The sequence below is a fragment of the Corynebacterium sp. UD i78 genome (assembly GCF_056280545.1).
In genome coordinates, this window is the sequence record NZ_JBWCED010000001.1 from 440406 (window position 1) to 463467 (window position 23062).

The 23062-nt window shown below is 68.0% G+C and carries 20 protein-coding genes; 19 read left to right on the forward strand and 1 reads right to left on the reverse strand.

What is annotated here, in order from left to right; all coding sequences use genetic code 11:
• Positions 1–2 precede the first annotated feature (2 nt).
• The 7 genes from rplU (at position 3) to ACZ9GM_RS02190 (ending at position 7147) form a co-directional block, all read left to right on the forward strand.
• Positions 3–305, forward strand: a complete 303-nt coding sequence (gene rplU / locus ACZ9GM_RS02160; RefSeq protein ID WP_291475627.1) for a 50S ribosomal protein L21 — start codon at positions 3–5, stop codon at positions 303–305.
• A 57-nt stretch (positions 306–362) separates the two neighbouring features.
• Positions 363–632: a 50S ribosomal protein L27 gene (gene rpmA, locus ACZ9GM_RS02165; protein ID WP_014009463.1), complete on the forward strand. Its 270-nt coding sequence runs from the start codon at positions 363–365 to the stop codon at positions 630–632.
• Between the two features lie 319 nt (positions 633–951).
• Complete coding sequence (locus tag ACZ9GM_RS02170) at positions 952–1884, forward strand: ABC transporter substrate-binding protein (protein WP_476037182.1); 933 nt, start codon at positions 952–954, stop codon at positions 1882–1884.
• Positions 1885–1998: 114 nt separating this feature from the next.
• Positions 1999–3522, forward strand: a complete 1524-nt coding sequence (obgE, locus tag ACZ9GM_RS02175) for a GTPase ObgE (protein WP_291475620.1) — start codon at positions 1999–2001, stop codon at positions 3520–3522.
• Between the two features lie 17 nt (positions 3523–3539).
• A complete protein-coding gene (proB, locus tag ACZ9GM_RS02180) occupies positions 3540–4832 on the forward strand; it encodes a glutamate 5-kinase (RefSeq protein ID WP_291475619.1) in 1293 nt (430 codons plus the stop codon).
• A 92-nt stretch (positions 4833–4924) separates the two neighbouring features.
• Entirely contained in the window at positions 4925–6238 is a 1314-nt protein-coding gene (locus ACZ9GM_RS02185) for a glutamate-5-semialdehyde dehydrogenase (protein ID WP_476037183.1), read from the forward strand.
• 81 nt (positions 6239–6319) lie between these two features.
• Positions 6320–7147: a hypothetical protein gene (locus ACZ9GM_RS02190; RefSeq protein ID WP_476037184.1), complete on the forward strand. Its 828-nt coding sequence runs from the start codon at positions 6320–6322 to the stop codon at positions 7145–7147.
• A gap of 1 nt (position 7148) precedes the next feature.
• On the opposite strand, the gene ACZ9GM_RS02195 is transcribed toward ACZ9GM_RS02190, so the two are convergent.
• Positions 7149–8111, reverse strand: a complete 963-nt coding sequence (locus tag ACZ9GM_RS02195) for a YwiC-like family protein (RefSeq protein WP_476037185.1) — start codon at positions 8109–8111, stop codon at positions 7149–7151.
• Here ACZ9GM_RS02195 and nadD point away from each other — a divergent pair.
• From nadD to lpdA, 12 genes are all read left to right on the forward strand, one after another.
• The gene (gene nadD / locus ACZ9GM_RS02200) at positions 8110–8880 is read left to right on the forward strand and encodes a nicotinate-nucleotide adenylyltransferase (protein WP_291475612.1); all 771 of its coding nucleotides are present in this window, start codon (positions 8110–8112) and stop codon (positions 8878–8880) included. The two genes, ACZ9GM_RS02195 and nadD, sit on opposite strands and share 2 nt — an antisense overlap.
• Before the next feature lie 70 nt (positions 8881–8950).
• The gene (rsfS, locus tag ACZ9GM_RS02205; RefSeq protein ID WP_476037186.1) at positions 8951–9451 is read left to right on the forward strand and encodes a ribosome silencing factor; all 501 of its coding nucleotides are present in this window, start codon (positions 8951–8953) and stop codon (positions 9449–9451) included.
• A gap of 15 nt (positions 9452–9466) precedes the next feature.
• The gene (locus tag ACZ9GM_RS02210) at positions 9467–10249 is read left to right on the forward strand and encodes a histidine phosphatase family protein (RefSeq protein ID WP_291475608.1); all 783 of its coding nucleotides are present in this window, start codon (positions 9467–9469) and stop codon (positions 10247–10249) included.
• A complete protein-coding gene (locus tag ACZ9GM_RS02215) occupies positions 10246–11700 on the forward strand; it encodes a DegV family protein (RefSeq protein ID WP_476037187.1) in 1455 nt (484 codons plus the stop codon). The genes ACZ9GM_RS02210 and ACZ9GM_RS02215 overlap by 4 nt, the downstream gene beginning before the upstream one ends.
• A gap of 673 nt (positions 11701–12373) precedes the next feature.
• Positions 12374–13255 (forward strand): helix-hairpin-helix domain-containing protein, encoded by an 882-nt coding sequence (locus ACZ9GM_RS02220; protein WP_476037188.1) that lies wholly within the window; start codon positions 12374–12376, stop codon positions 13253–13255.
• Complete coding sequence (locus ACZ9GM_RS02225; RefSeq protein ID WP_476037189.1) at positions 13248–15425, forward strand: ComEC/Rec2 family competence protein; 2178 nt, start codon at positions 13248–13250, stop codon at positions 15423–15425. Before ACZ9GM_RS02220 ends, ACZ9GM_RS02225 begins: the two co-directional genes overlap by 8 nt.
• A gap of 23 nt (positions 15426–15448) precedes the next feature.
• On the forward strand, positions 15449–16462 hold the full coding sequence (holA, locus tag ACZ9GM_RS02230) for a DNA polymerase III subunit delta (protein ID WP_476038305.1): 1014 nt from the start codon (positions 15449–15451) through the stop codon (positions 16460–16462).
• A gap of 206 nt (positions 16463–16668) precedes the next feature.
• On the forward strand, positions 16669–17913 hold the full coding sequence (locus ACZ9GM_RS02235) for an OFA family MFS transporter (protein ID WP_476037190.1): 1245 nt from the start codon (positions 16669–16671) through the stop codon (positions 17911–17913).
• Between the two features lie 19 nt (positions 17914–17932).
• The gene (locus ACZ9GM_RS02240; RefSeq protein ID WP_476037191.1) at positions 17933–19063 is read left to right on the forward strand and encodes a thiamine pyrophosphate-dependent enzyme; all 1131 of its coding nucleotides are present in this window, start codon (positions 17933–17935) and stop codon (positions 19061–19063) included.
• Between the two features lie 2 nt (positions 19064–19065).
• Positions 19066–20043 (forward strand): alpha-ketoacid dehydrogenase subunit beta, encoded by a 978-nt coding sequence (locus ACZ9GM_RS02245; RefSeq protein WP_291473541.1) that lies wholly within the window; start codon positions 19066–19068, stop codon positions 20041–20043.
• Between the two features lie 28 nt (positions 20044–20071).
• On the forward strand, positions 20072–21490 hold the full coding sequence (locus ACZ9GM_RS02250) for a dihydrolipoamide acetyltransferase family protein (RefSeq protein ID WP_476037192.1): 1419 nt from the start codon (positions 20072–20074) through the stop codon (positions 21488–21490).
• 12 nt (positions 21491–21502) lie between these two features.
• Positions 21503–22933 carry a dihydrolipoyl dehydrogenase gene (gene lpdA, locus ACZ9GM_RS02255; protein WP_476037193.1) on the forward strand — a complete coding sequence of 477 codons (1431 nt, stop codon included), beginning with the start codon at positions 21503–21505 and terminating at the stop codon, positions 22931–22933.
• The last annotated feature ends 129 nt before the right edge of the window (positions 22934–23062 follow it).

Genomic DNA, 23062 nt, shown 5'->3' on the forward strand with positions numbered 1-23062 from the left:
CCATGTACGCGATCGTCAAGACCGGCGGCAAGCAGTACAAGGTTGCCGAAGGTGACCTCGTCAAGGTCGAGAAGATCGAGGGAGAGTCCGGCGCAGCCGTGGCACTCACCCCGGTTCTCCTCGTCGATGGCGCGGACGTCACCTCCGGCGACGCCCTCGCGGGCAAGACCGTGAACGCCGAGATCGTCGAGCAGACCAAGGGTCCGAAGATCAACGGCATGCACTACCGGAACAAGACCGGTTACAAGCGCCGTTACGGTCACCGTCAGAAGCAGACCGTCCTCAAGGTCACGGGCATCAAGTAACTTCACCGACCGCTGCGACGTTACGCGGCGGCGAACTTTTCCGAGGAGGGAAAAGACATGGCACACAAGAAGGGTGCTGCTAGCTCCAGCAACGGTCGCGATTCCGAGTCCAAGCGTCTCGGTGTCAAGCGGTTCGGTGGTCAGCAGGTCAAGGCCGGCGAGATCCTGATCCGTCAGCGTGGAACCTCGTTCCACCCGGGTGAGAACGTCGGCCGTGGTGGCGACGACACCCTGTTCGCCCTCAAGGCCGGCGCGGTGCAGTTCAGCACCCGCCGCAACCGTCGACTGGTGAACATCGTCGAGGAGACCGAGACCGCCGAGGCCTAGTCCTCCGAGATCTCCAGACGCTCCGGTGGTGTCGGTCCCACAGGCCCCCGTCAGCTTCGTGCTGGCGGGGGTTCCGTGCGTCTCCGGGGCAGGAGTGTGAGGTCGCTTGCTCGTCTTTCCTCCTCCGCGTACGGAAGTAGTGCCGGGAAGTCGGGATCCTCGTCTGAGACCGACCTGTCGGCACTACAACACGACAGGAAGTCAGCGCGGCCCTCGACGATGCTGACAGCAAGGGCAGCCTATGGTAATTTCCGCGGTCATGACGCTCCCGACCTTTCCGACCCTTCCGACCCTTCCGAACGGTGAACAGCCGTCAGCCATGAACCGTCCCGTCACCCGTCGTGCGTTCCTCGGCGGCACCGTCGGTGTCGCGGCCCTGACCCTGCTGGCCGCCTGCTCGGGCGACGATGACGCAGACAATGACGCTGCCACCGGGGCGTCCTCCGACAGTGGGAACCAGACCACCCGCATCGTCGCGCTGAACACCGGGCACCTTGACCACCTGCTGCTGCTCGGCATCGTGCCTGTCGGCCTCGGTGTCGCCAAGTCCGCCAACGGCGACCCCAGCGGTATCCCGGACTACATCTACGACCGCTTCGGAGACACCTACGACCTGGACGCCATCGAACAGGTCGGCCTGCGTTCTGAACCCGACGTCGAGAAGATCGCGACCCTGGAGCCGGACCTCATCCTGTCCAACGACCGCGCCGACGAAGCACTGCTCACCCAGCTCCGGGCGATCACCACGGTCGTCACCACCAACGGTGGGTCCGAACTGTGGAAAGAAGACCTCGGGATCCTCGCCGACGCGGTCGGTAAGCGTGAGGACGCCGATGGCCTGCTCGCCACCTACGAGAAGAACGCCTCCGACTGGGCGGAAGAGCGGGGCAGTGGCGCCGTCGTCTCCCTGGTCCGAGGCCGCAACGACGAGTACATCCTCACCGGCCCCAGTTCCCTGTCCGGCAGTGTGGTCGAGGACGCCGGTCTGACGCGTCCCGATGGGCAGCAGTTCACCGACACCGCCAACCACGATCTCTCCGTGGAGAACACCGACCAGCTGGACGCGGACTATCTCTTCTACTCCTTCGATGGCGGTGCGGAGTCGCTGACGGGCTCAGTGTCCTGGAGCGGTCTGGAGGTCGTCAAGGACGGCCACGCCTACGCCGTCGACATGGACGCCTGGTTCCTCAACGCCTCGCTCGTCGCCGCGGAGTACGTCCTCGACGACCTGAAGCGCCGGATCGGCAGCTGAGCCCCGCAGCCGACCGCTGAGCGGGGACTAGGGCGCCCGCTGAACGCGGGGTACACTCAGCCGGTACGCGTCTGCGTCTGGTCTGTGCTTTCTACCTGGAGGGGAATCCCACCAATGTCTACCCGCTTCGTCGACCGAGTCGTCCTGCACCTGCAGGCCGGCGACGGCGGCAACGGCTGTTCCTCGGTCTACCGCGAGAAGTTCATCCCGCTCGGCGGTCCGGACGGCGGCAACGGGGGACACGGTGGCGACATCATCCTCGAGGTCGACCCGCAGGTCCACACGCTGCTGGACTTCCACTTCCACCCGCACATCAAGGCAGGGCGAGGCAGCAACGGTGCCGGGGACCACCGCAACGGTGCCCGTGGCGAGGACCTGATCCTCCGGGTACCCGCCGGCACCGTCATCCTCGACGACAAGGGTGAGATCATCGCCGACATGGTCGCCAAGGGTCAGCGCATCATCGTCGCCGCCGGCGGTCACGGTGGCCTCGGCAACGCGGCGCTGGTCTCCCGAGCCCGCAAGGCCCCCGGCTTCGCTCTGCTCGGTGAGCCCGGTGAGGTCAAGGACATCACCATCGAGCTGAAGTCCATGGCGGACGTCGGACTCGTCGGATTCCCCTCGGCCGGTAAGTCCTCCCTGGTCAGCGTTCTGTCTGCGGCGAAGCCGAAGATCGCTGACTACCCCTTCACCACGCTGCAGCCGAACCTCGGTGTGGTCGATGTCGGCCATCGCGTCTTCACCATCGCCGACGTGCCCGGACTGATCCCCGGGGCGTCGCAGGGCAAGGGTCTGGGCCTGGACTTCCTGCGGCACATCGAGCGCACCGCGGTGCTCGCACACATCGTCGACTGCGCCTCGCTGGAGGCCGAGCGCAATCCCGTCGACGATATCCGTGCCCTGGAGAACGAACTGGCGGACTACCAGTCCGAGCTGTCCGAGGACGCCGGGCTCGGCGACCTGCGCGACCGTCCGCGTGTCATCGTCCTCAACAAGATGGACATCCCCGACGCCCGCGAGATGGCCGAGATCATCCGTCCCGAACTCGAAGAGGAGTTCGGATGGCCGGTCTTCGAGATCTCCACGGTCGCGCACCAGGGTCTGGAGCCGCTGAAGTACGCGCTCATGGACATCGTGGAGCAGCACCGGAAGGACCACCCGGTCGACGTCGCCCCCGCGCAGGTCATCACGCCGAAGAACCAGCGTCGCAAGGGCACCGCCAAGGTCTCCTTCGAGGTCAAGCCCGACCCGCAGGCCGGTCCCGACGGTGGCGCCTGGATCATCGAGAGCTCCGATCTGGAGCGCTGGATCCGGCAGACCGACTTCGAGAACGACGAGGCCGTCGGCTATCTCGCCGACCGCTTCGCCAAGGCCGGTGTGGAGGAGGCGCTCTACAAGGCAGGGGCGATCGAGGGCGACGACGTCACCATCGGCTGGGCGACCTTCCAGTGGGAGCCGCAGACCGCCGCCGGCGTCGATCTGCTGCCTTCGGGACGCGGCACCGACAAGCGTCTGGAACGCACCGAGCGGGCGAGCGCCGTCGAGCGCAAGCGGGCCTCCCAGGCGCGCCGCGGTCTCATCGATGAGCTGGACTTCGGCGACGGGGAAGAGGCTTCCCGAGACCGCTGGGAAGGTTAACGGTAAAGTTAGGGGGCATGTCTGACACCGACGTGCAGCCTGACCCTTCCGACCCCTTCTTCGCGAACCCTGTGTTCGGGACGGATAACATCCATCAGCCAGGTCCGGTCATTCCGGCGACGGCGAAGGAGTTCCCTGACCCCGACCTCTCGCTCGACGATCCTGAGTACGGGCACCGGTCGACCGCGAGACGGACGATCCGTGACGCCAAGCGTGTCGTCGTGAAGATCGGCTCCTCCAGTCTCACCGATGAGACAGGGAGTGTGAGCCCCGAACGCATCGACCTCATCGCCGACGCCCTTGAAGCCCGCATGGACCGCGGGACCGACATCATCGTCGTCTCCTCCGGCTCCATCGCCTGCGGCATGGGACCGCTCGGCCTGAGCCAGCGTCCTACCGACCTCGCCACCAAGCAGGCCGCCGCGTCCGCCGGCCAGGTCCTGCTCGCCCAGGAGTGGGCGCGCAGTTTCGCCCGCTACGGCAGATCCATCGGCCAGGTCCTCCTCACTGTCGCCGATGCATCGCGCCGTGACCGTGCGAGAAACTCCCAGCGGACCATCGACCGACTGAGACAGCTCGGCATCGTCCCGATCGTCAACGAGAATGACACCGTCACGACCTCCTCCGCCACCTTCGGCGACAACGACCGTCTCGCCTCCCTGGTGAGCCACCTGACCTACGCGGATGCCTGCGTACTGCTCTCCGATGTCGCCGGCCTCTACGACCGCAACCCCGCCGAGCCGGACGCCAAGTTCATCGCCGAGGTCCGTTCCCACAGTGACCTGCGTGGCGTCATCGCCGGTGACGGCGGACGCCTGGGCACCGGAGGCATGAGCGCGAAGGTCTCGGCCGCGCGCCTGGCGTCCCAGGGCGGCATCCCGGTGCTGCTGACCTCCACCGAGAACATCGGTGCCGCGCTCGACCAGGCCATGGTCGGCACCTGCTTCTGGCCCGCCGAGGACCGCCTGTCGGCGTGGAAGTTCTGGATCCTCTACGCCGCGGAGGCCGAGGGTGTGCTGCACATCGACGGCGGTGCGGCCCAGGCCATGGAGCACCACAACTCGCTGCTGCCGGTGGGCATCACCAAGATCACGGGTGACTTCACCTCCCGTGCGGTGGTGGACATCGTCGGGCCCGGCGGCTACCTCATCGGCCGCGGCGAGGTGAACTACGACGCCGCGACCCTGGCCGGCCTCATGGGCAAGTCCAGCGCCGAACTGCCGGACTTCGCGCAGCGTCCGGCGGTGCACGTCGACAATCTGTCGACCTACGCCAACCGCCTGTCGCGGGACTACGGGGCGACCCGCTAGGCGTCCCGCCGGACGATCTCACCGGGGGATCCCCTGGATTTGTTCAACAATTCCTGGGACAGGGGACGGTACCTCGCGTAGGCTGGGGCACCATGAGCACCTCCAGTACGATCACCTCCGACTCCACCGGACTGACCGCCGAGCGCACCGCAGAGCGCGCCGAGGTCCTCGCCAAGGCCACCACGGCCCGCGAGGTGTCCCAGCGTCCACCGCTGACGACCACCGAGAAGAACACGATCCTCCTTGCCGCCGCCGACGCTCTCGTCTCCCGCAGCGCGGAGATCCTCACCGCCAACGAGCAGGACATCGACGCCGGCCGTGAGCGCGGTATGGACGAGTCCCTCATCGACCGCCTCCGGCTCACCGCCGAGCGGGTCGAGGGCATCGCCGGAGGACTGCGTCAGGTCGCCGACCTGCCCGACCCGGTCGGCGATGTCGTCCGCGGCTCCCGCCGCCCCAACGGACTCGAGATGCGCCAGGTGCGCGTCCCGCTGGGCGTGATGGGCATGGTCTACGAGGCCCGCCCCAATGTCACCGTCGACGCTTTCGGTCTTGCACTGAAGTCCGGCAATGTGCCGCTGCTGCGTGGCTCCAAGTCCGCCCTGCACTCCAACACCGCTCTCGTCGCCATCCTCCAGGATGTCCTCGAGGCCCACGGCCAGCCCCGTGAGACCGTGCAGCTGCTGCCGTGCGACACCCACGACTCGGTCCAGGACCTCATAACCGCCCGCGGCCTGGTCGACATCGTCATTCCGCGTGGCGGCGCCGGCCTGATCAACGCCGTCGTCACCGGCGCGACCGTGCCGGCCATCGAGACCGGCACCGGTAACTGCCACTTCTACGTCGACGCCTCCGCCGACGTCGAGGAGGCCACCCGTCTGGTCGTCAACGGCAAGACCCGCCGCTGCTCGGTGTGCAACGCCACCGAGACCGTCCTGCTGGACGCCAGCCTTTCCGCCGAGGACAAGAAGCACGTCCTCACCACGCTGCAGGACGCCGGGGTCACGCTCCACGCCGACCTCGCCGAGCTCTCCGGCCTGGACCTCGGTGGCGTCGTCGCCGCCACCGAGGCCGACTGGCAGGAGGAGTACGGCTCCTTCGACATCGCCGTGAAGATCGTCGACGGTGTCGAGGCGGCCGCCGACCACATCCGCCGGTACTCCACCGGTCACACGGAGGCGATCGGCGCGACGGACATCCGCGTCACCCAGTACTTCACCGCCAACGTGGACGCCGCGGCCGTCATGGTCAACACCTCCACCGCCTGGACCGACGGTGAGATGTTCGGCTTCGGTGCCGAGATCGGCATCTCCACCCAGAAGCTGCACGCCCGTGGTCCGATGGGGCTGCCGGAGCTGACGAGCACCAAGTGGATCGTCACCGGCGAGGGCCAGGTCCGGCCGTAGCCGCGTCGCCGGATCCACAGGACTGTGGAACCTGAGGGATCACAGGCAGCGTGCCCGGGCAATATATGTAGCCTGGGGAACATGAACAGCACCGTGAAGCCTGTCGTGGCGTCCGGAGTGTCGGTTGCCGCTGCTCTGGCCGTAATTCTCACGGCAGTGCCCGCGGCATACGCGGGAGCGGGTACAGCGACCGGACAGGCCGACGGGACCTGCCCGTCCACTGTCGTCCTCGCCGGTCGCGGCAGCGAGCAGAACCACGTCACCTACCCGGACGGACCGCTGGCGCGGTACTCCAACGGCTGGGAGGGCGAGGCCGTGTCCAACCTCCTCACTTTCACCCTCGCCGAGCACCCGGAGATCCTCGATGACGGCACCACGCAGATCATCGGCATCACCGACAAGCACTACCCGGCACGCTTCCCGCTGCCGAAGTCCGTCGCAGACGTCACCCCGGCGGGTCTGGTCCAGTCCGCGCAACTCACCACGGACTCCGTCATCCGCAGCTTCACCGGCGGGCAGACCCAGGTCGATGACTGGGAAGCCACCACCGGGTGCCGGCCGGACTACATCACCGTGGGCTACTCCCAGGGTGAACTGCCGATGCTCGGCGTCCAGCGCGATCTGGCGGAGGAGGGACGCCTGCGTGGCGTCCTCGCCTTCGGAAACCCCCTGCACCACCTCCCCGGTGCCCGGGGCTTCCCCGGTGTGCCGCGTGACGTACCCTCGCTGGACTACTGCGTGCCCGATGACGTGGTCTGTGATACGAGCGTCCGCTCGGCCTTCCTCGCCCTGACCGATCCCGATGACGCGGGAGTCCATGCCGACTACTTCGAGGACGCCGTCGCCGGCAGTCCCTCAGTGGGGGACCGGCACGTCGCCGACACCCTCGCGGACTGGCTCAGCCGGTGAATCAGCTGATGAACAGGACCAGCGGCCCGTCGTAGAGCACGGCGGCGAGCAGTCCGGCCACGGTCACACCGATCACGACCGGGATCTCGGTCACACCGACCTTCTTCGGCGTCCACGCGGTCTTCGGTTCGGCCGAGGTGGCGTCCTTCGGGACGGCGTAGGAGCGCCACAGTGCCCAGCCGAAGACCACCACGGCCAGCAGCCACGGCAGGATCCCCATGTGCCCGGAGGTCACCGAGCAGAGCACCACGACCAGGGACACCGCGTGGAAGACCATCGAGCCGATCCACCACGCGCGGTCACCCTTCTTGCGGATCATCGTCTTCACGTAGAGCACCGTGCCGACCTGGTACAGCGCGAGCCACACCAGCGACCACCACATGACCGCCGGCAGGGAGTCGACAACCTCGGCGGTGAACAGGTTGCGGGTCAGCGTCACCCCGTCGGAGACCGGCTGGGACGCACCGACGCCCACGCTCGCCAGCACGGCGATGAGGAAGGCGGAGGCCACGGTCTCGGCCGCACCGGCGATGAACGAGCGGGGTGTGCCACGGTTGGTCTCCATCAGCGCGATGGCGGTCAGCGGCACGAAGATCACCGCCCACCACAGCAGATGCGGCTGCAGCAGGACCGCGCAGAGCACGGCGACCACCGTCACCGCGCCGTAGACCAGGGTCGGTGTCTTCGCGGCGTCCAGGATGCGCCTGTTGCCGGAGGACCGTGCCTGCAGCCACTTCCCACCGGCGAAGAAGGCCAGGTAGCCGACGACCCAGGCCACACCGACCGCGAGGGCGGTGAGTACGGCGCCGATGCCCGCATGGAAGCCGGAGCCGAGCCCGCCGGCGTCGGAGACGATGGAGCGGAGCGTCCACAACCAGGCGACACCGACGATGAGGGGGGCGATGATCATGGGCCAGGCACCGTGCTGGTCGGGCCGCCAGAAGCGTGAGGAGCGGGACGTCATGGTGATTCAGCGTAGCCGTCCGATAGGCTCTGTGGTCGTGAACACACCCACAATCGGGCAGGGCAGGTCCGGCCAGCCGCGGCGCATCGGCGTCATGGGCGGAACCTTCGACCCGATCCACAACGGACACCTGGTCGCGGCCAGTGAGGTCGCCGCGCTCTTCGACCTGGATCTGGTCATTTTCGTGCCCACCGGGCAGCCCTGGCAGAAGAAGGACCGGTACGTCTCGGAGGCGGAGCACCGCTACCTCATGACGGTCATCGCGACCGCCTCGAATCCGCGGTTCAGCGTCTCCCGGGTGGACATCGACCGGCCCGGGGCGACGTACACCGTCGACACCCTCAAGGACATCCAGCAGCATCACCCGGACGCCGAGTTGTTCTTCATCACCGGGGCGGACGCGCTGGACCGCATCGTCACCTGGCGTGACTGGGAGGAGGTCTTCCACCTTGCGCACTGCGTCGGTGTGACCCGCCCCGGCTATGACCTGGCGGACGCCGGCGAGCAGCTGCGCGCCCAGGTCGACGCCGACCGGCTGAGCCTCGTGAACATCCCGGCGATGGCGATCTCCTCGACGGACATCCGGGAGCGTGCGTCCGAGAAGTGGCCGGTCTGGTACCTGGTGCCCGACGGGGTGGTGCAGTACATCGCCAAGACCGGGATGTACCGGAACACCGAAGAGGTTTACCCGTCCTACTCGCAGGGGAATCCGGACGCGGAACCGGATGTTGACTGGGGGACGCACCGGTTCCCGCCCGGTTGGTTCTGACAACCCGGCTCCTACGGGTAGAATTACGCGACGGATATTTCTGCACCGACCCTGAAGGAACTCACTGACCGTGACCGCCAGCTCCGAAGCCATCAACCACGCAGGCATCGCCGCCCGTGCCGCCGCCGAGAAGTTCGGTGAGGACATCGCCGTTCTCGACGTCACCGGCCGTATGCCGCTGGCGGACATCTTCGTCCTCGTCACCGGAGACAACGAGCGCATGGTCGACTCGATCGTCGACGAGATCGAGGCGGAGCTCTCCGAGCAGGCCGGCATCAAGCCGCGCATGCGTGAGGGGCACCGTGACGGCCGGTGGGGCCTGCTGGACTACGGCACGATCATCGCCCACGTGCAGCGCCGCGAGGAGCGCGAGTTCTACGGACTCGACCGTCTCTACCGCGACTGCCCGACCGTCGATGTCGAGGGCATCGAGCAGTCCGACCGTGGTGCATGGGCGGAGAACCTCGACGTCAGCGAGCTCGCCGAGCTCGACCGGCTGGACCCGCTGCAGGCTCAGAGCGTCGACGAGCTGCCGCTGGCCGGTCCGGGGCCGGACGCCGACGAGATCTAGGTCAGGAGACCTGTCATGGCGGCAACAGCGGGATCACCAGCGCGTCCGGAGCGTCGTCTCCTGCTGATCCGTCATGGCCAGACCGAGTACAACAAGGCCGGCCGGATGCAGGGGCAGCTCGACACGCCGCTCAGTGACGTCGGCCGGTCCGAGGCCACCCGGATCGCCGAGGGGCTGGCCGACTGGCCGATCGGCACCGTCGTCTCCTCCGACCTGGAGCGCGCGGTGGACACCGCCGCCGCGCTCGCCGGGGCGCTGTTCCCGGAGACCCGCCGGTTCACGACGGACCCGCGGCTTCGGGAGACCGACCTGGGAGAGTGGTCGGGGTGTGCCCACGAGGACGTGGACGCGAGCTTCCCGGGCGCACGGGCGCACTGGCGGCTCAACCCCCGCTGGGCACCGCCGGGTGGGGAGACCCGCCTGGAGGTCTCGGCACGGGCGGCGGAGGTCGTCGCCGAGCTGATGGCCTCGGACGCCTGGGACCGGGGTGCGGTCGCCCTCATCGCCCACGGTGGCACGATCTCCGCCCTGACCTGCCGTCTGCTGGGAATCCCGGTGGAGCACTACACGATGCTCGGCGGACTGGGCAACACCCGTTGGTCGCAGGTCGTCGCCCGTCCCTCGGACGCCTGGGCTCCTGGTTCGGGCACGCCCTGGTGGGAGAACCCGCGCTGGTTCCTTGAGGGCTGGAACGTCGGTGTGTCGATGCCGTCGCCGGTGGCAATCGTCAACGCTGACGAGGGTACGGACACCGACGGCGAGCCGGACACCCCTGAATCCTCAGGTGGTGCGGCATGACGGTGCATGTGGTCACGGATTCCACGGCCTGCCTGCCGCCCGCACTCGCGGAAGAGTACGGCATCACGGTCCTGGAGATCCACACCCGTGGAAAGATCCCCACGAAGAGCCCGGCGGTTGAGGATGCTGGGCCTTCTGAGCCTTCTGAGCCTTCTGAGCCTTCTGGGCCTTCCGGATCCTCTGAGGCTCCGGACGCTGCCGACGGCAACCGGGATGAGACTGAGACCGGTAGCGGCACTGGGGTTGCTGCCACGGACACCGCCACGGACACCGCCACGGACACTGCCACGGACACCGGAGCGGAGGACGCCGCGTCCACCGAGGACAGCGGTGATTCCGATGACGCCGAGAGCACTGACGACGCTGACGGCAACGGTGATTCGGGTGACTCCGGCGACTCCGACGATGCCGGGAAGCCCGAGGAGGACGCGCCCACGACGGCCGGCCTCGGCCCACTGGAACTGACCGCGGCCTATGCCCGGCTGCTTGAACGTGGCGGTGACGAGGGAGTTGTCGCGCTGCACCTGTCGCGGGAACTGTCGTCGACCTGGACTTCGGCCACGCAGGCCGCCGGTGTCTTCAACGGGCTGGTCAAGGTGCTGGACACCCGTTCTGCCGGAATGGTGCTGGGCCAGGCGGCGATCGCTGCGGCCCAGGCCTCCGCGGCCGGTGGTTCGCTGGACGAGTGCACGGCGGCTGCGCAGCATGTCCTCGACGGCGCAGAGGTCTGGTTGTACGTCCACCGGCTCGACGCCATGGCCCGCGGCGGCCGCCTGTCCACCGCACAGCGGCTCCTGTCGACGGCGCTGGCCATCAAGCCGATCCTGCATCTGGCCGGCGGAAAGATCGAGCTTGCCGCGAAGACCCGTACCCAGTCCAAGGCGATGGCCCGACTCGTCACCCTCGCCGAGAGTGCCTACCGCACCGCCGCCACCCCGGCCCCCGGGCCGGAGCCGGTGGAGGACAGCAAGGACGCCGCGCCGGTCATCGACGAGGAGTCCACGGGTACCGCAGCGGAGACCGTTGACGTTGCCGACGCCCCAGAGACCGGGGGTGTTCCGGCCGACACCGACGACGGTGAGTCCACCGACGCCGCCGGTGCCACCGATGAGGCCACAGCCGAGGGAGCCGGGGAGGACAACGCTGCGTCGGATAACGCTGCGTCGGACAACCACGACGAGGGGCGTCCCCGCGTCTTCACCTTCGGCGGCGACCACAAGTCGCGGCTGCGCAAGCGCAAGGAGGCTCCGGTGCCGCTGTCCGAGCTGCCTGCGGTGCCGATGCACCTGGACATCCACCAGGCAGGCTGTCCGGAGATCGCCGAGGACCTGCGTGCGACACTGCGCGCCGATCTGCCCGACTGCGTGGTGATCTCCGTGGTCGATCTCTCTCCGGCACTGATAGTCCACACCGGCCCCGAGGCCATCGGTATCACCCTCGTCCACGGCTGATCTCCGGGCCGGATCACGGACGATTCCGGGCCCTGCAGTGTGATGTCTCAGGGCATCGTGGCCGTAACCCCTACCGGTGGGCAGATTCTTCACCGGTGGACTGTGGTTGCGCTCCCTGCCGGCAGACGAGAGTGCCGGATGTCAGACAAGAATGCCGGGGTCTGCCGGTCGGTGCGACATTCTTGTCTGCCGCTGTGACGGTTCGTAGGCCCGTGCGGCAGTCCCGTTTGCCCGAGCCCGTCTGCCCGAGCCCGTCCGCCTGCGGAACACGTCCGCAGCTCCAGGCAGCTCCCCGCCCGAGGATGTGCCGGCGAACCACCGCGTTGCGGCACTGCACCCGACACCGGTGCGGCGGGGCCAGGCAACTCACCGGACGTGTCATCACGTGACCGCCGGACGTGTCACCGATGTCCTGGTACATCACGTTCCGGGATCTGCCGGGCAGGTGCTCAGAATCGTCCCTTTTTCTCCTGGGGACGCCGGGTGAGGCTGCCCGGAGCGGACGGGGAAAACCGCAGGAATATGCTGTTGATCTGTGGTTTTCCTGCATCCTGCTCGAGCCCGCGGCATCCTGGAAAAAGTCTGTCCACAGGGGCCGAGTTATCCACAGGGGCCTGGGCTTTTGTGTTTCCGGGGGACCGGGCGGCAGCGCCACCGTGGTTGGCTGTTTTGCATGGACGGAGACGCAGAACGCAACGGAGAGCTGAAGGGCCGCAGACGACGTGCCACCGGCTCGGTGAAGGCCAGGATTGAATCCCTGGTCCAACCGGTGCCGGGGCATGAGCTGGCTGATGTCCGTTTCGAGCGTCGGACCGCGATCGGTCCCCGGTCCGCCCGTGCGTTGACCATCATTGTCGCGGCTGTCGCAGTCGCGCTCGGAGGAGGGATGCTTATCGGACTGTTGAGAGGCGGAGGTGGCGACGGGGGAACGGTCGCCGTGGCGGGGCTTTCGCCGACCGGAGCAGGACAGCTGACGGGAACCCTCCGTTTGACGGAACCCTCGCCAGCTGGCCGCCCGGAGATGGACAACGACGGGGACGGGGGCACCGGGGGCCCAGGGGACACAGACGAGACGGTGGTGATCGCGGTCCAGGGGCTGGTGGACCGCCCGGGGCTGCACACCGTCGATGCGGGGACACGGCTGGGTGAGGTAATCGACCTCGCCGGTGGGGTGCGGCCGGAGGCGGGACTTGAGGGGATCAATCTCGCCGAGAAGGTGGTCGACGGTCTGCAGCTGGTGGTGGACGCAGAGGGGTCCCGGGTGACGTACCCCGGGCAGGCGGTGCAGGCAGGCGGGGCATCAACGGGCGGGACCACCGGGGGCGGGGATACCGGAACCGGTGGAGGAGCAGGTGCAACCGGTACGACAGTGAACATCAACACCGCCGACCTCGCCGGGCTGACCACGTTGAGCGGGGTGGGGGAGAAGACCGCGCAGGCGATCATCGACTGGCGTGAGGCCAACGGCCCGTTCACCGCGCCCGAGCAACTCATGGAAGTCAAGGGCATCGGCCCGGCGAAGTTCGAGGCGCTGCGGGACGCCGTCAGTGTCTGACCTGTCTGAACGACACGACCGGCCCGACCGGCCCGACCGGCCCGACCGGCCCGGAAGGCTCTACCCGGACCCGGACCTCACGCCGGCCCCCGGCACCGGTCGCGCCTGGACTGTTCCGGACCGCGACCCGCACAGCCCCGCTGCCCTGCGGCGTCGCCGTGGCCCGGACCTGCGGCTCGCTCCGGTGGCACTCACCGTGTGGCTGGCAGTCACCCTCACCGTTGTCACGAGGACGCCATGGCCACTTCTGGTCACCGGCACACCCGTCCTGATCACAGCGCTGGTGGTCGTGGTGCGACGGTGGGGACGTCGGAGACGTCGACGACCCGGCCTCACCGGCACCCGGGCCGCATTCGTGCGCACCGGCGTGCTCGCCGGACTGTGCGCTGCGGTGTGGTCGGCACGGGCGGCCTGGCTGGTCCACCGGGCCGACCGGCATCCGTGGCTGACCGGCACCTCCCGGCGGTTCACCGGGGTCCTTGAACTGGTCGGGGCACCGAAACGGCTCACCGGGGGAAGCCTGCTGGCACCGGTCGACGTCCCCGGTTTGGGGACGGTGCCGCTGTTCATCTCCCCGGACGGCGTACCGGGCGACACACCGGCCGGTTCGTCGACAGTCACCGACCCCCTCGCCGTGATCCTCGACCTCCAGCCGGGCAGTGAGTTGGCGGTCACGGCGACGGTCCGTGCGTCCGACCGGCCCGGCATCGCCCCGGTCACGCTCTCTGCGGTGTCCACGCCGGAACCGGCTGACGGGCCCGACGGCATCTCCGCGGTGACGGCACATCTGCGCGACGGTCTGCGGGACGCCGCGTCCCACCTGCCCGACGCCGCCTCTGACCTGGTGCCGGGGATGGTCGTCGGGGATGTCGGCGGGCAGGACCCCGCCACCCGGACCGAGTTCCTCGCCACGGGACTCTCCCATCTGACCGCCGTGTCCGGGGCGAATCTGGCGATCGTCTCCGGCGGGGTACTGGTGCTGGCGGGAGCTCTGGGCGCCGGTAAACGGGTGCAGGTCTTCCTCGCCGCCGCCTGCCTGACAGCCTTCGTCGTCCTCGTCGGCCCGGAACCGAGTGTGCTGCGTGCCGCCGTCATGGGTCTCGTCGGACTGGTCGCCGTGTTCAGTGCCCGCCGGACCCACGGGTTTGCCGCCTGCTCGGCCGCGGTACTGCTGCTCCTGCTCATTGACCCGGGCCTGGCCGTGGAGTACGCCTTCATCCTCTCGGTCGTTGCGACCGTCGGCATCGTCGCCGTCGCACAGCTGATCTCCCGACGCCTGCTGCAGTACTGGACCGGCCGGAGGGCCGACCACCGCACCCCGGTCGGTTGGCAACGCAACCTCTGCCAGCTCATCGGGGTGAGTCTGGCCGCCGACGTCGTCACCGCCCCGGTCATCGCACATATGACCGGGGTCATCTCACCGACCGCCGTGATGGCGAATCTGCTCGCCGGCCCCGCAGTTCCGGTGGTTACGGTGGTGGGCATGGTCGGCGCCCTGCTCGCCGGCGCGTGGGTGCCGGCCGGTGCGGCGATGCTGTGGATCTGCGCCCCCTGCGCAATGTGGATCACGCAGGTCGCGCACACCCTCGCCAGGGTCCCGGTGCTGTCGGCGACCGCCGGTTGGTGGGCTGTGGTAGCCGTCGCGACCGTGGGGACGGCGCTGGTCACGGTGGTGGTCTCCGCCCGGTGGCGTTCCACGGCCGTCGGCGTTCTCAGCGTCGCCCTGGTGGTCGGGGCAGCGGCCTGGCGGAGTGGATCACTCACCGCCGGGCCGTACCCCACACCTGCAGTCACACCACGGTTCGGTGCGGGCATCGACCGGACCTGGGCCGAGAACCTCGACGAGGTGACCGGCTGGCGGATCGGGGTGCGGTGGACCGACGACGGTCCGGAGCTGCTGAGTCCAGGGGACAATCCAGGGGAGACCGATGACAACACCGACCCCACGGTGCAGGTAGTCACCGTGGCCGACGATGAGAGCGTCCTGCGTCATGAACAGGCTGCCTCCGGGACCGGCACGCGGCGTCCTGAGCTGTACGTGGTGACCGCCTGCGGACGCTCCCGCGGCATGCCGAGCATGACGCCGGTCGGCGTGCCCGTGGCCTACCCCTGCCGCGACGGCACAGTGCTGCTCGCCGGGGACGGACTGCATGCCTCGGGGCGTGGGTGAGCAGCCCCGACGGGCTGTCTACTATGGCGGTCATGGCTCCAGCGTCTTCCGTGTCGTCCACGCAACCGTCGGCCACCGCGCAGATGTACCTCATCGTCGGCGGGGACGACTTCCTCGCCGAACGACGACGCACCGCGATCGTGGACCGGGCGCGGCGCTCCGCCGGCAACCCCGACCTGCCCGTGGAGATGCGCAAGGTCAGCGAGATCGACGCCGGGGAACTCGCCGAACTGCTCAGTCCGTCCCTGTTCGCCGAAGACCGCATCGTCGCGGTCACCGGGCTCGCCGAGGCGTCCAAGGACGCTGCCGGGCTCATCGAATCCGCCGTCGCCGACCCCGCGCCGGGTGTGGTCCTGATCCTCCAGCACTCCGGCAAGGGACGCCAGAAGGCACTGGTCACCAGCCTGCCGAAGAAGGCGCCCGTCGGTGCCCTCCAGGTGCTCTCCGCCGAGGAACTCAAGGGCCGGGAACGGGCCGGTTTCATCGACGCCGAGTTCCGGGACGCCGGGGTGCGCGTCAGTCCGGACGTCACCGAGGCCCTGCTGGACGCCGTGGGTACCGATCTGCGTGAACTGGCCAGTGCGGTCAGTCAGCTCATCTCCGATACCGGCGGCACGGTCACCGCCGCCGCGGTCCACCGCTACTACCAGGGCTCGGCCGAAGTCTCCGGCTTCGATGTGGCCGAGTACGCGGTGTCCGGCCGTACCGACCAGGCGGTGGGGGCGGCGCGCCGGGCACTGCAGCTGGGCGTCCCGCATGTGCTGCTGGCCTCCGCGCTGTCCGGGACGGTGGGGGACATCGCCAAGGTGCACGGGGTGGGACGGATCAACGCCAGGGCCCAGGCCAGTGAGTTCGGTATGCCGCCGTGGAAGCTGGAGAAGACTGTCCGCCTGGCACGGGCGTGGTCGGCGGCGGGGGTCGCCGCAGCGGTCCAGGTTGTCGCGGAGCTGGACGCCGGGGTCAAGGGCTGGGCGGCGGACCCCGAGTACGCGGTTGAGGATGCTGTCAGACGTATTTCCGTTCTCGCGCGGGGGTAACAAGAATCACCCCCTAAGGGGTGTTTCGGAGCACAGTTCGCAAGGTTCCGCCGAGCGGATCTGGCGGCCTGCAGGGGTTTCTCTGAGATGTCTCCCCCGTATAGGGGGCTGTAGATGGGGGTGAATAGTCGGTTTACTGTGGTTAATCCGGGCATACAGTGGGGTCTGGGACTTACCCCCACGTTCTCCACACAAAGGAGCCGACAATGAATCCCCGGACCCGGGTACTCACAGGGACGGTGCTCGCCCAACTCGGACTGGGCACCGTCTACTCGTGGTCTATCCTCAACCCCGCACTGGCCGACAAGTACGACACGAAGACCTTCAGCATCGCGATCACCTTCTCGATCATGATGATCTGTCTGTCGGTCTCGACCCTGACGATCAACTGGCTGCAGGCGAAGTTCGGCGTCCGCAATGTGCTTGTCGTCTGCGGTGTGGTCCTGGCTGTCGGCCTGTTCCTCGCCGCGTTCATGCCGAATGTCATCCTGCTGTACCTCACCGCCGGCGTCATGGTCGGTATCGCCGACGGCATCGGTTACCTGCTCAGTCTGACCAACTGCCTGCGCTGGTTCCCGGAGAAGGCGGGCACCATCTCCGGCATCTGTGTCGGGGCCTACGGCCTGCCCGCCTTCATCCTCCCGCTCGTCGTCACCCCGGTGCTCGGCGACGCCGAGGACGGCTACCCCGGGCTGCGGACCTGTTTCATCCTCTGGGCGGTCATCGCCGCCGTACTCATCATCGGTGGTGGTGTGCTGCTCAAGGACGCCCCGGAGATCCCGCACTCCGAGACCCCGTCCGCCGGCGAGTACAGCCGGACCCAGATGCTGCGTACGCCGCAGGCCTACCTGCTGTTCTGGGGCATCACGGCGTTCTGCTTCGCCGGCCTGTTCATCATCGGTAACGCCGGTGGTGCCGCCGCGGACGCCGCCGACCCGAAGAAGTACCTCATCGGTACCACGGTCACCCTGGTCTCCCTGGTCGCTCTGGCGAACACCGCCGGACGTTTCCTCTTCGGCTGGCTCTCCGACCGCGTCTCCCGCACCCTCATCGTCGCCTGCTCTCTGACGGTGCTGACCGTCATGTCGGTCGTCGTCGGTCTGGCCTGGCGTCCGGAACCGTGGCTCTACATCCTCGCCTTCCTGCTCTTCGGCGCAGCCTTCGGCGGCTGCATCACCATCTACCCGACGATCGTGGGCGACTACTTCGGCCACAACAACCAGGCGAAGAACTACTCGATCATCTACCAGGGGTTCGCCTGCGGCGCGGTCATCACCCTGATCTTCAACACCCTGATGTCCAATGACGCCCTCGAATTCGGTACCGCCCTGCTCATCGGCTCCGTCTTCCTCGCGATCGGCGCGGTCATCCTCTTCCTGGTCAAGGCCCCCGGCCCGCCGCCCGCGGAGGACACCGCCACCACCACTACCCCTGAATCCGTCAACGTCTAGCAAAGGACAGTGACCACAAATGTCTGACACCACAGCAACCGCCCCGGTCGTCGACTTCGCCGCCGTCAAGGCAGGTCTCGGCGAGGAGTACGACAACCCCGTCCAGGTCCTCGACGAGAACCACAAGGTCGTCAACCAGGAGGTCTTCGACACCTTCACCGACGACGAACTCGTCCACTTCATGGAGATCATGCTCCGCGAGCGCGTCCTCCACGAGCAGACCACCGTCTTCTCCAAGCAGGGACGCCTCGGCTTCTACGCCCCGACGCTCGGCCAGGAGGCCAGCCAGCTCGGCAGCGTCACCGCATTCCAGCCGCAGGACTACCTCTTCCCGAGTTACCGTGACCTGCCGCAGATGATCGAGCACGGTGCGATCACCCCGGCCCAGGGCTTCCTCTGGTCCCGCGGCCACGTCCAGGGCAACCGCATGGCCGACGGCCACCGCAGCTGGTACCCGCAGATCATCATCGGCGCGCAGCACATCGCCGCCGCGGGCGCCGCGCTCGGCCTCAAGAAGAACGGGGAGGACGCCGTGGCGTTCTCCTACTCCGGTGACGGCTCAACCTCCCAGGGTGACACCTACGAGGGACTGAACTTCGCCGGTGCCTTCCAGGCCCCGCTCGTCATGATCATCCAGAACAACGGCTGGGCGATCTCCGTGCCGCGCGACTACCAGACCCACACCCGCACCCTGGCCCAGAAGGCCGTCGCCGCCGGCGTCCCGTCGGTGCAGGTCGACGGCATGGACATTCTCGCCGTCCACGCCGTGGCCAAGGCCGCCCGTGACTTCGCCGCCGCCGGCAACGGCCCGGTGATGATCGAGACCCTGACCTACCGCTTCGGTGCCCACTCCTCGGCCGGCGACGACCCGTCCCGCTACCGCACCCACGGGCAGGAGCAGCCCTGGTTCGACAAGGACCCGCTGAACCGCCTGCGTGAGCTGCTCACCGAGAAGGACCTGTGGTCCGCCGAGCACGAGGCCGAACTGAAGGACGCCTACAAGAAGGAGTTCCGCGCCGCCATCAAGGAGGCGGAAGGTGCCCCACACCAGACCGTCACCGAGTTCCTCACCAACACCTTCGAGGAACCCACCCCGAACATCGTCAAGCAGCTGGAAGAAGCGGCTGCTGCAGAGGCTGAGGAGAAGTAACCATGACCACCATGAGCTACATCGAGGCCGTCACCAGTGCCCTCGACAACGTTCTCGCGGAGGATCCGAAGACCCTCATCTTCGGCGAGGACGTCGGTAAGAACGGCGGCGTCTTCCGCGCCACCCAGGGACTCCAGGACAAGTTCGGCGAGGACCGTGTCTTCGACACCCCGCTGGCCGAATCCGGCATCCTGGGGCTGTCCATCGGACTGGCCGCCACCGGCTGGCGTCCGGTCCCGGAGATCCAGTTCTCCCCGTTCTCCTTCGAGGCTGCGGACTCGCTGATCGGGCAGATGTCCCGCAACCGTTTCCGCACCGCCGGCGACATCGCCCAGCCGATCACCGTGCGCTCCCCGTACGGCGGCGGCACCCACACCGCCGAGCTGCACTCCGACAGCATCGAGCACGTCTTCGCCGGTGTGCCCGGTCTGCGCGTGGTCGCCCCGTCCTCCGCCTATGACGCCAAGGGCCTGCTGGTCTCGTCGATCGAGAACAATGACCCGGTCCTCTTCCTCGAGCACCTCAAGCTCTACCGTTCGATCAAGGAGGACGTGCCGGAGGACATCTACCGCATCCCGCTCGACAAGGCCAACGTCGTCCGGCAGGGCACCGACATCACCCTCGTCGCCTACGGTGCGATGGTCCAGGAGTGTGTGACGGCCGCCGAGGAACTGGCCAAGGACGGCATCGCCGCCGAGGTCATCGACCTGCGCACCATCTCGCCGATCGACACGGACACCATCTTCACCTCCGTCGACAAGACCTCCCGTCTCGTCGTCGTCCAGGAGGCGCAGAACATGGCCGGTGTCGGCGCCCACGTCGTCACCGAAGTCGCGGAGAACCGGATCCTGTCGCTGGAGGCCCCCATCGGTCGCGTCTCCGCCCCGGACTCGGTCTACCCCTTCGCCGTCGACGAGCACGCCTGGCTGCCGGACGCGTCGAAGATCGTCGCCAAGGCCCGCGAAGTCCTGAGCTACTAGAGCCGCCAGAGCCACCGAGGAGCACATCATGGCTTATTCATTCATCATGCCGGAGCTGGGCGAAGGCCTGGCCGAGGGAACCATCTCCAACTGGCTGGTCGCCGAGGGTGACACAGTCGAGGAGGACCAGGACCTCGTCGAGATCGAGAACGACAAGGCGGTCACCGAACTGCCCTCGCCGGTCGACGGTACAGTGCAGAAGATCAACTTTGGGCCCGGTGACGTCGCCAAGGTCGGTGACGTACTCATCGTCATCGACGACGGCTCGCCGGACACCGAGGGCGACGCCGTCGAGGACGCCGACCACCCGGCCGTCATCGCCGACGCCACCGCCCACGAGGAGCACTCCGCCAAGGGCGGTGCCGATGAGGCGGTGACCGCCCAGGAGAACCCGGTCAACCGGCAGACCCGGCCGGCAGCCCCGACCGAGCCTGGTACGACCCCCACCGACGTCGCACCGCTGCGCAACGGCGACCCCGCTGTCGCCGAGGCCCAGGGCACCCGCGTCCTCGCGATGCCGTCGGTGCGCCGCTACGCCCGCGAGCGCGAGGTGGACATCACCACGGTCACCCCGACCGGAGCCCACGGCCACGTCACCCGCGGTGACATCGACCGTGCTTACGGAGCCTACGGTGCGCCGAAGGTTGCTGAGGCCGCCGACGCCGGCGCAGAGACCGCGTCCGAGCAGGACGCCGCGGCGTCCTCCCCGGTCGCCGCCGCGCCCGCGCCGGTGCGTCCGACCGAGGACGACCGCCGCGAAGCCTACGCCGGTATCCCGGCGGCGACCGGCCGGGCGATGTCCGCGTCCCACGCGTCCATCCCGCCGGTCACCAACTTCGGCGAGGTCGAGGTCTCCAGGCTGCTCAAGCTGCAGAAGAAGTACAAGGAGCACGCCGCCGAGCAGGACGTACACCTCACCGTGCTGCCCTTCATCGTCAAGGCGCTCGTCGCCGCGATGAAGAAGTACCCGGTGCTCAACGGCGCGCTGGACACGGAGACCAACGAGATCGTCTACCACGCGGCCTGCAATGTCGCGATCGCCACCGACACCCCGCGCGGACTCTACGCCCCGGTGGTCAAGGACGCCGACCGTGCCAATGTCCTCGAGATCGCCAAGGTCATCGGCGACAATGCCGGCAAGGCGGCCGAAGGCAAGCTCTCCGCGGACGACATGTCCGGCGCCGGCGTCACCGTGAGCAACCTCGGTGGTGTCGACGGCGGCTGGTTCACCCCGATCATCAGCGTGGGCCAGTCCGCGATCCTCGGCGTGGGCCGTGCCGTCAAGGCGCCCTATGTCAACGACGAGGGTGAGCTGGCCGTCGGCCGGATGATGAAGCTCTCGCTGACCTACGACCACCGCATCATCGACGGTGTGCGCGGCCAGGAGATCCTCAACACGGTCATGCAGCTGCTGCACGACCCGAACCTGCTGGTCATCGAGGGTTAGAAGGAGAAAACCATGGCCAAGGAACTGGAACAACACGGCACCGTCATCATCGGTGCAGGTCCCGGCGGGTACGTCGCCGCGATCCGTGCGGCGGAACTCGGACAGCAGGTCACCGTCATCGAGGAATCCGACACCCTCGGCGGCATCTGCCTCAACGTCGGCTGCGTGCCGTCCAAGGCACTGATCTCGGCCGGTAAGCGGCTGAGCCAGGCGCAGGACTCCACCATGTACGGGATCAGCACCGGTGACGTCTCCTTCGACTTCGCTGCCCTGCAGGACTGGAAGCAGCACAAGGTCGTCGACCGGATGACCAAGGGCATCGAGGGGTTGTTCGACAAGCATGGGATCGAGGTCGTCCGTGGCTCCGCGATGCTGGTCAGCGACACCGAGATCCAGATCATGCCCGCCGGCCCGCAGCAGTTCATGAGCGTCACCGAACCGCGGCGGATCGCCTTCACCGACCTGATCATCGCCACCGGGTCGCGCCCGGTCGAGATCCCCGGCTTCCAGATCAGCGGACGCGTCATCGACTCGACCGGTGGACTGGGGCTGGAGAGTCTGCCGAAGGAGCTCGTCGTCATCGGCGGCGGCTACATCGGCACCGAGCTCGCCGGCGCCTACGCTGACTTCGGTACCCACGTCACCATCCTCGAGGGCACCGACCAGATCCTCCCCGGCTTCGAGAAGGACCTGGTGAAGGTCGTCGCCAAGAAGCTGAAGTCCAAGGGCGTCACGCTGCTCACCGGGGTGCGCGCGAAGCACTCCGAGCAGCATGACGACGAGGTCTCCGTCACCTACGCCACCAAGGGCGGTGAGGAGAAGAAGGTCACCGCCGACTACTGCATGATCACCGTCGGCAGGACGCCGAACACCGACTCCCTCGGTCTCGATGCCACTGGTGTGACGCTCGACAAGCACGGCCTCATCGAGGTCGACGCGCGCGGCTTCACCGGTGTGGACCACATCTGGGCCGTCGGTGACGTGACCATGGGCCCGGCTCTGGCTCACATGGCCTTCATGGAAGGCAAGACTGCCGCCGGTGCCATCGCCGGACGCCCTGACGCCAACGAGTACTTCGCTGTGCCGGCGGTGTGCTTCTCGGACCCGGAGATCGCGACGGTCGGCATGACCGTGGCCGAGGCGGAGAAGAACGGGCTGACGGTCAACTCCTCCCAGTTCCCCTTCGCCGGCAATGCGCGTGCCGTGTCCCTGGGTGAGGGCGAGGGTTTCGTCCGCCTGGTCTCGACGATCGACACCGGCACACTTGTCGGTGCACAGATCGTGGGTCCGGGTGCCTCCGACCTCATCTCGGAGCTGTCCGTGGCGGTGAACTGCCAGCTCAACGTGGAGGACATCGCCCTGACGATCCATCCGCACCCGACGCTGGGTGAGCCGGTGGCCGAGGCCGCGGACATTGCGATCGGGCTGCCGACGCACCTGTAGGACTTCCGTAGGGGGTCCTCCAGGACGCCAGGATGAGTTGTCGGGCAGAGTCGACCGCCACCGCGTCGGGGGTAGCGAAAACCACCCCCGCCGCGGTGGCGGTCCTCGTCATGTTCAGGGGGCACCACC

Bases quoted from the DNA above. Each gene is read 5' to 3' on its own strand.
- rplU (WP_291475627.1), top strand. From the start codon at position 3: ATGTACGCGATCGTCAAGACCGGCGGCAAGCAGTACAAGGTTGCCGAA.
- rpmA (WP_014009463.1), top strand. From the start codon at position 363: ATGGCACACAAGAAGGGTGCTGCTAGCTCCAGCAACGGTCGCGATTCC.
- ACZ9GM_RS02170 (WP_476037182.1), top strand. From the start codon at position 952: ATGAACCGTCCCGTCACCCGTCGTGCGTTCCTCGGCGGCACCGTCGGT.
- obgE (WP_291475620.1), top strand. From the start codon at position 1,999: ATGTCTACCCGCTTCGTCGACCGAGTCGTCCTGCACCTGCAGGCCGGC.
- proB (WP_291475619.1), top strand. From the start codon at position 3,540: ATGTCTGACACCGACGTGCAGCCTGACCCTTCCGACCCCTTCTTCGCG.
- ACZ9GM_RS02185 (WP_476037183.1), top strand. From the start codon at position 4,925: ATGAGCACCTCCAGTACGATCACCTCCGACTCCACCGGACTGACCGCC.
- ACZ9GM_RS02190 (WP_476037184.1), top strand. From the start codon at position 6,320: ATGAACAGCACCGTGAAGCCTGTCGTGGCGTCCGGAGTGTCGGTTGCC.
- nadD (WP_291475612.1), top strand. From the start codon at position 8,110: ATGGTGATTCAGCGTAGCCGTCCGATAGGCTCTGTGGTCGTGAACACA.
- ACZ9GM_RS02195 (WP_476037185.1), bottom strand. From the start codon at position 8,111: ATGACGTCCCGCTCCTCACGCTTCTGGCGGCCCGACCAGCACGGTGCC.
- ACZ9GM_RS02210 (WP_291475608.1), top strand. From the start codon at position 9,467: ATGGCGGCAACAGCGGGATCACCAGCGCGTCCGGAGCGTCGTCTCCTG.
- ACZ9GM_RS02215 (WP_476037187.1), top strand. From the start codon at position 10,246: ATGACGGTGCATGTGGTCACGGATTCCACGGCCTGCCTGCCGCCCGCA.
- ACZ9GM_RS02220 (WP_476037188.1), top strand. From the start codon at position 12,374: ATGGACGGAGACGCAGAACGCAACGGAGAGCTGAAGGGCCGCAGACGA.
- holA (WP_476038305.1), top strand. From the start codon at position 15,449: ATGGCGGTCATGGCTCCAGCGTCTTCCGTGTCGTCCACGCAACCGTCG.
- ACZ9GM_RS02235 (WP_476037190.1), top strand. From the start codon at position 16,669: ATGAATCCCCGGACCCGGGTACTCACAGGGACGGTGCTCGCCCAACTC.
- ACZ9GM_RS02240 (WP_476037191.1), top strand. From the start codon at position 17,933: ATGTCTGACACCACAGCAACCGCCCCGGTCGTCGACTTCGCCGCCGTC.
- ACZ9GM_RS02245 (WP_291473541.1), top strand. From the start codon at position 19,066: ATGACCACCATGAGCTACATCGAGGCCGTCACCAGTGCCCTCGACAAC.
- ACZ9GM_RS02250 (WP_476037192.1), top strand. From the start codon at position 20,072: ATGGCTTATTCATTCATCATGCCGGAGCTGGGCGAAGGCCTGGCCGAG.
- lpdA (WP_476037193.1), top strand. From the start codon at position 21,503: ATGGCCAAGGAACTGGAACAACACGGCACCGTCATCATCGGTGCAGGT.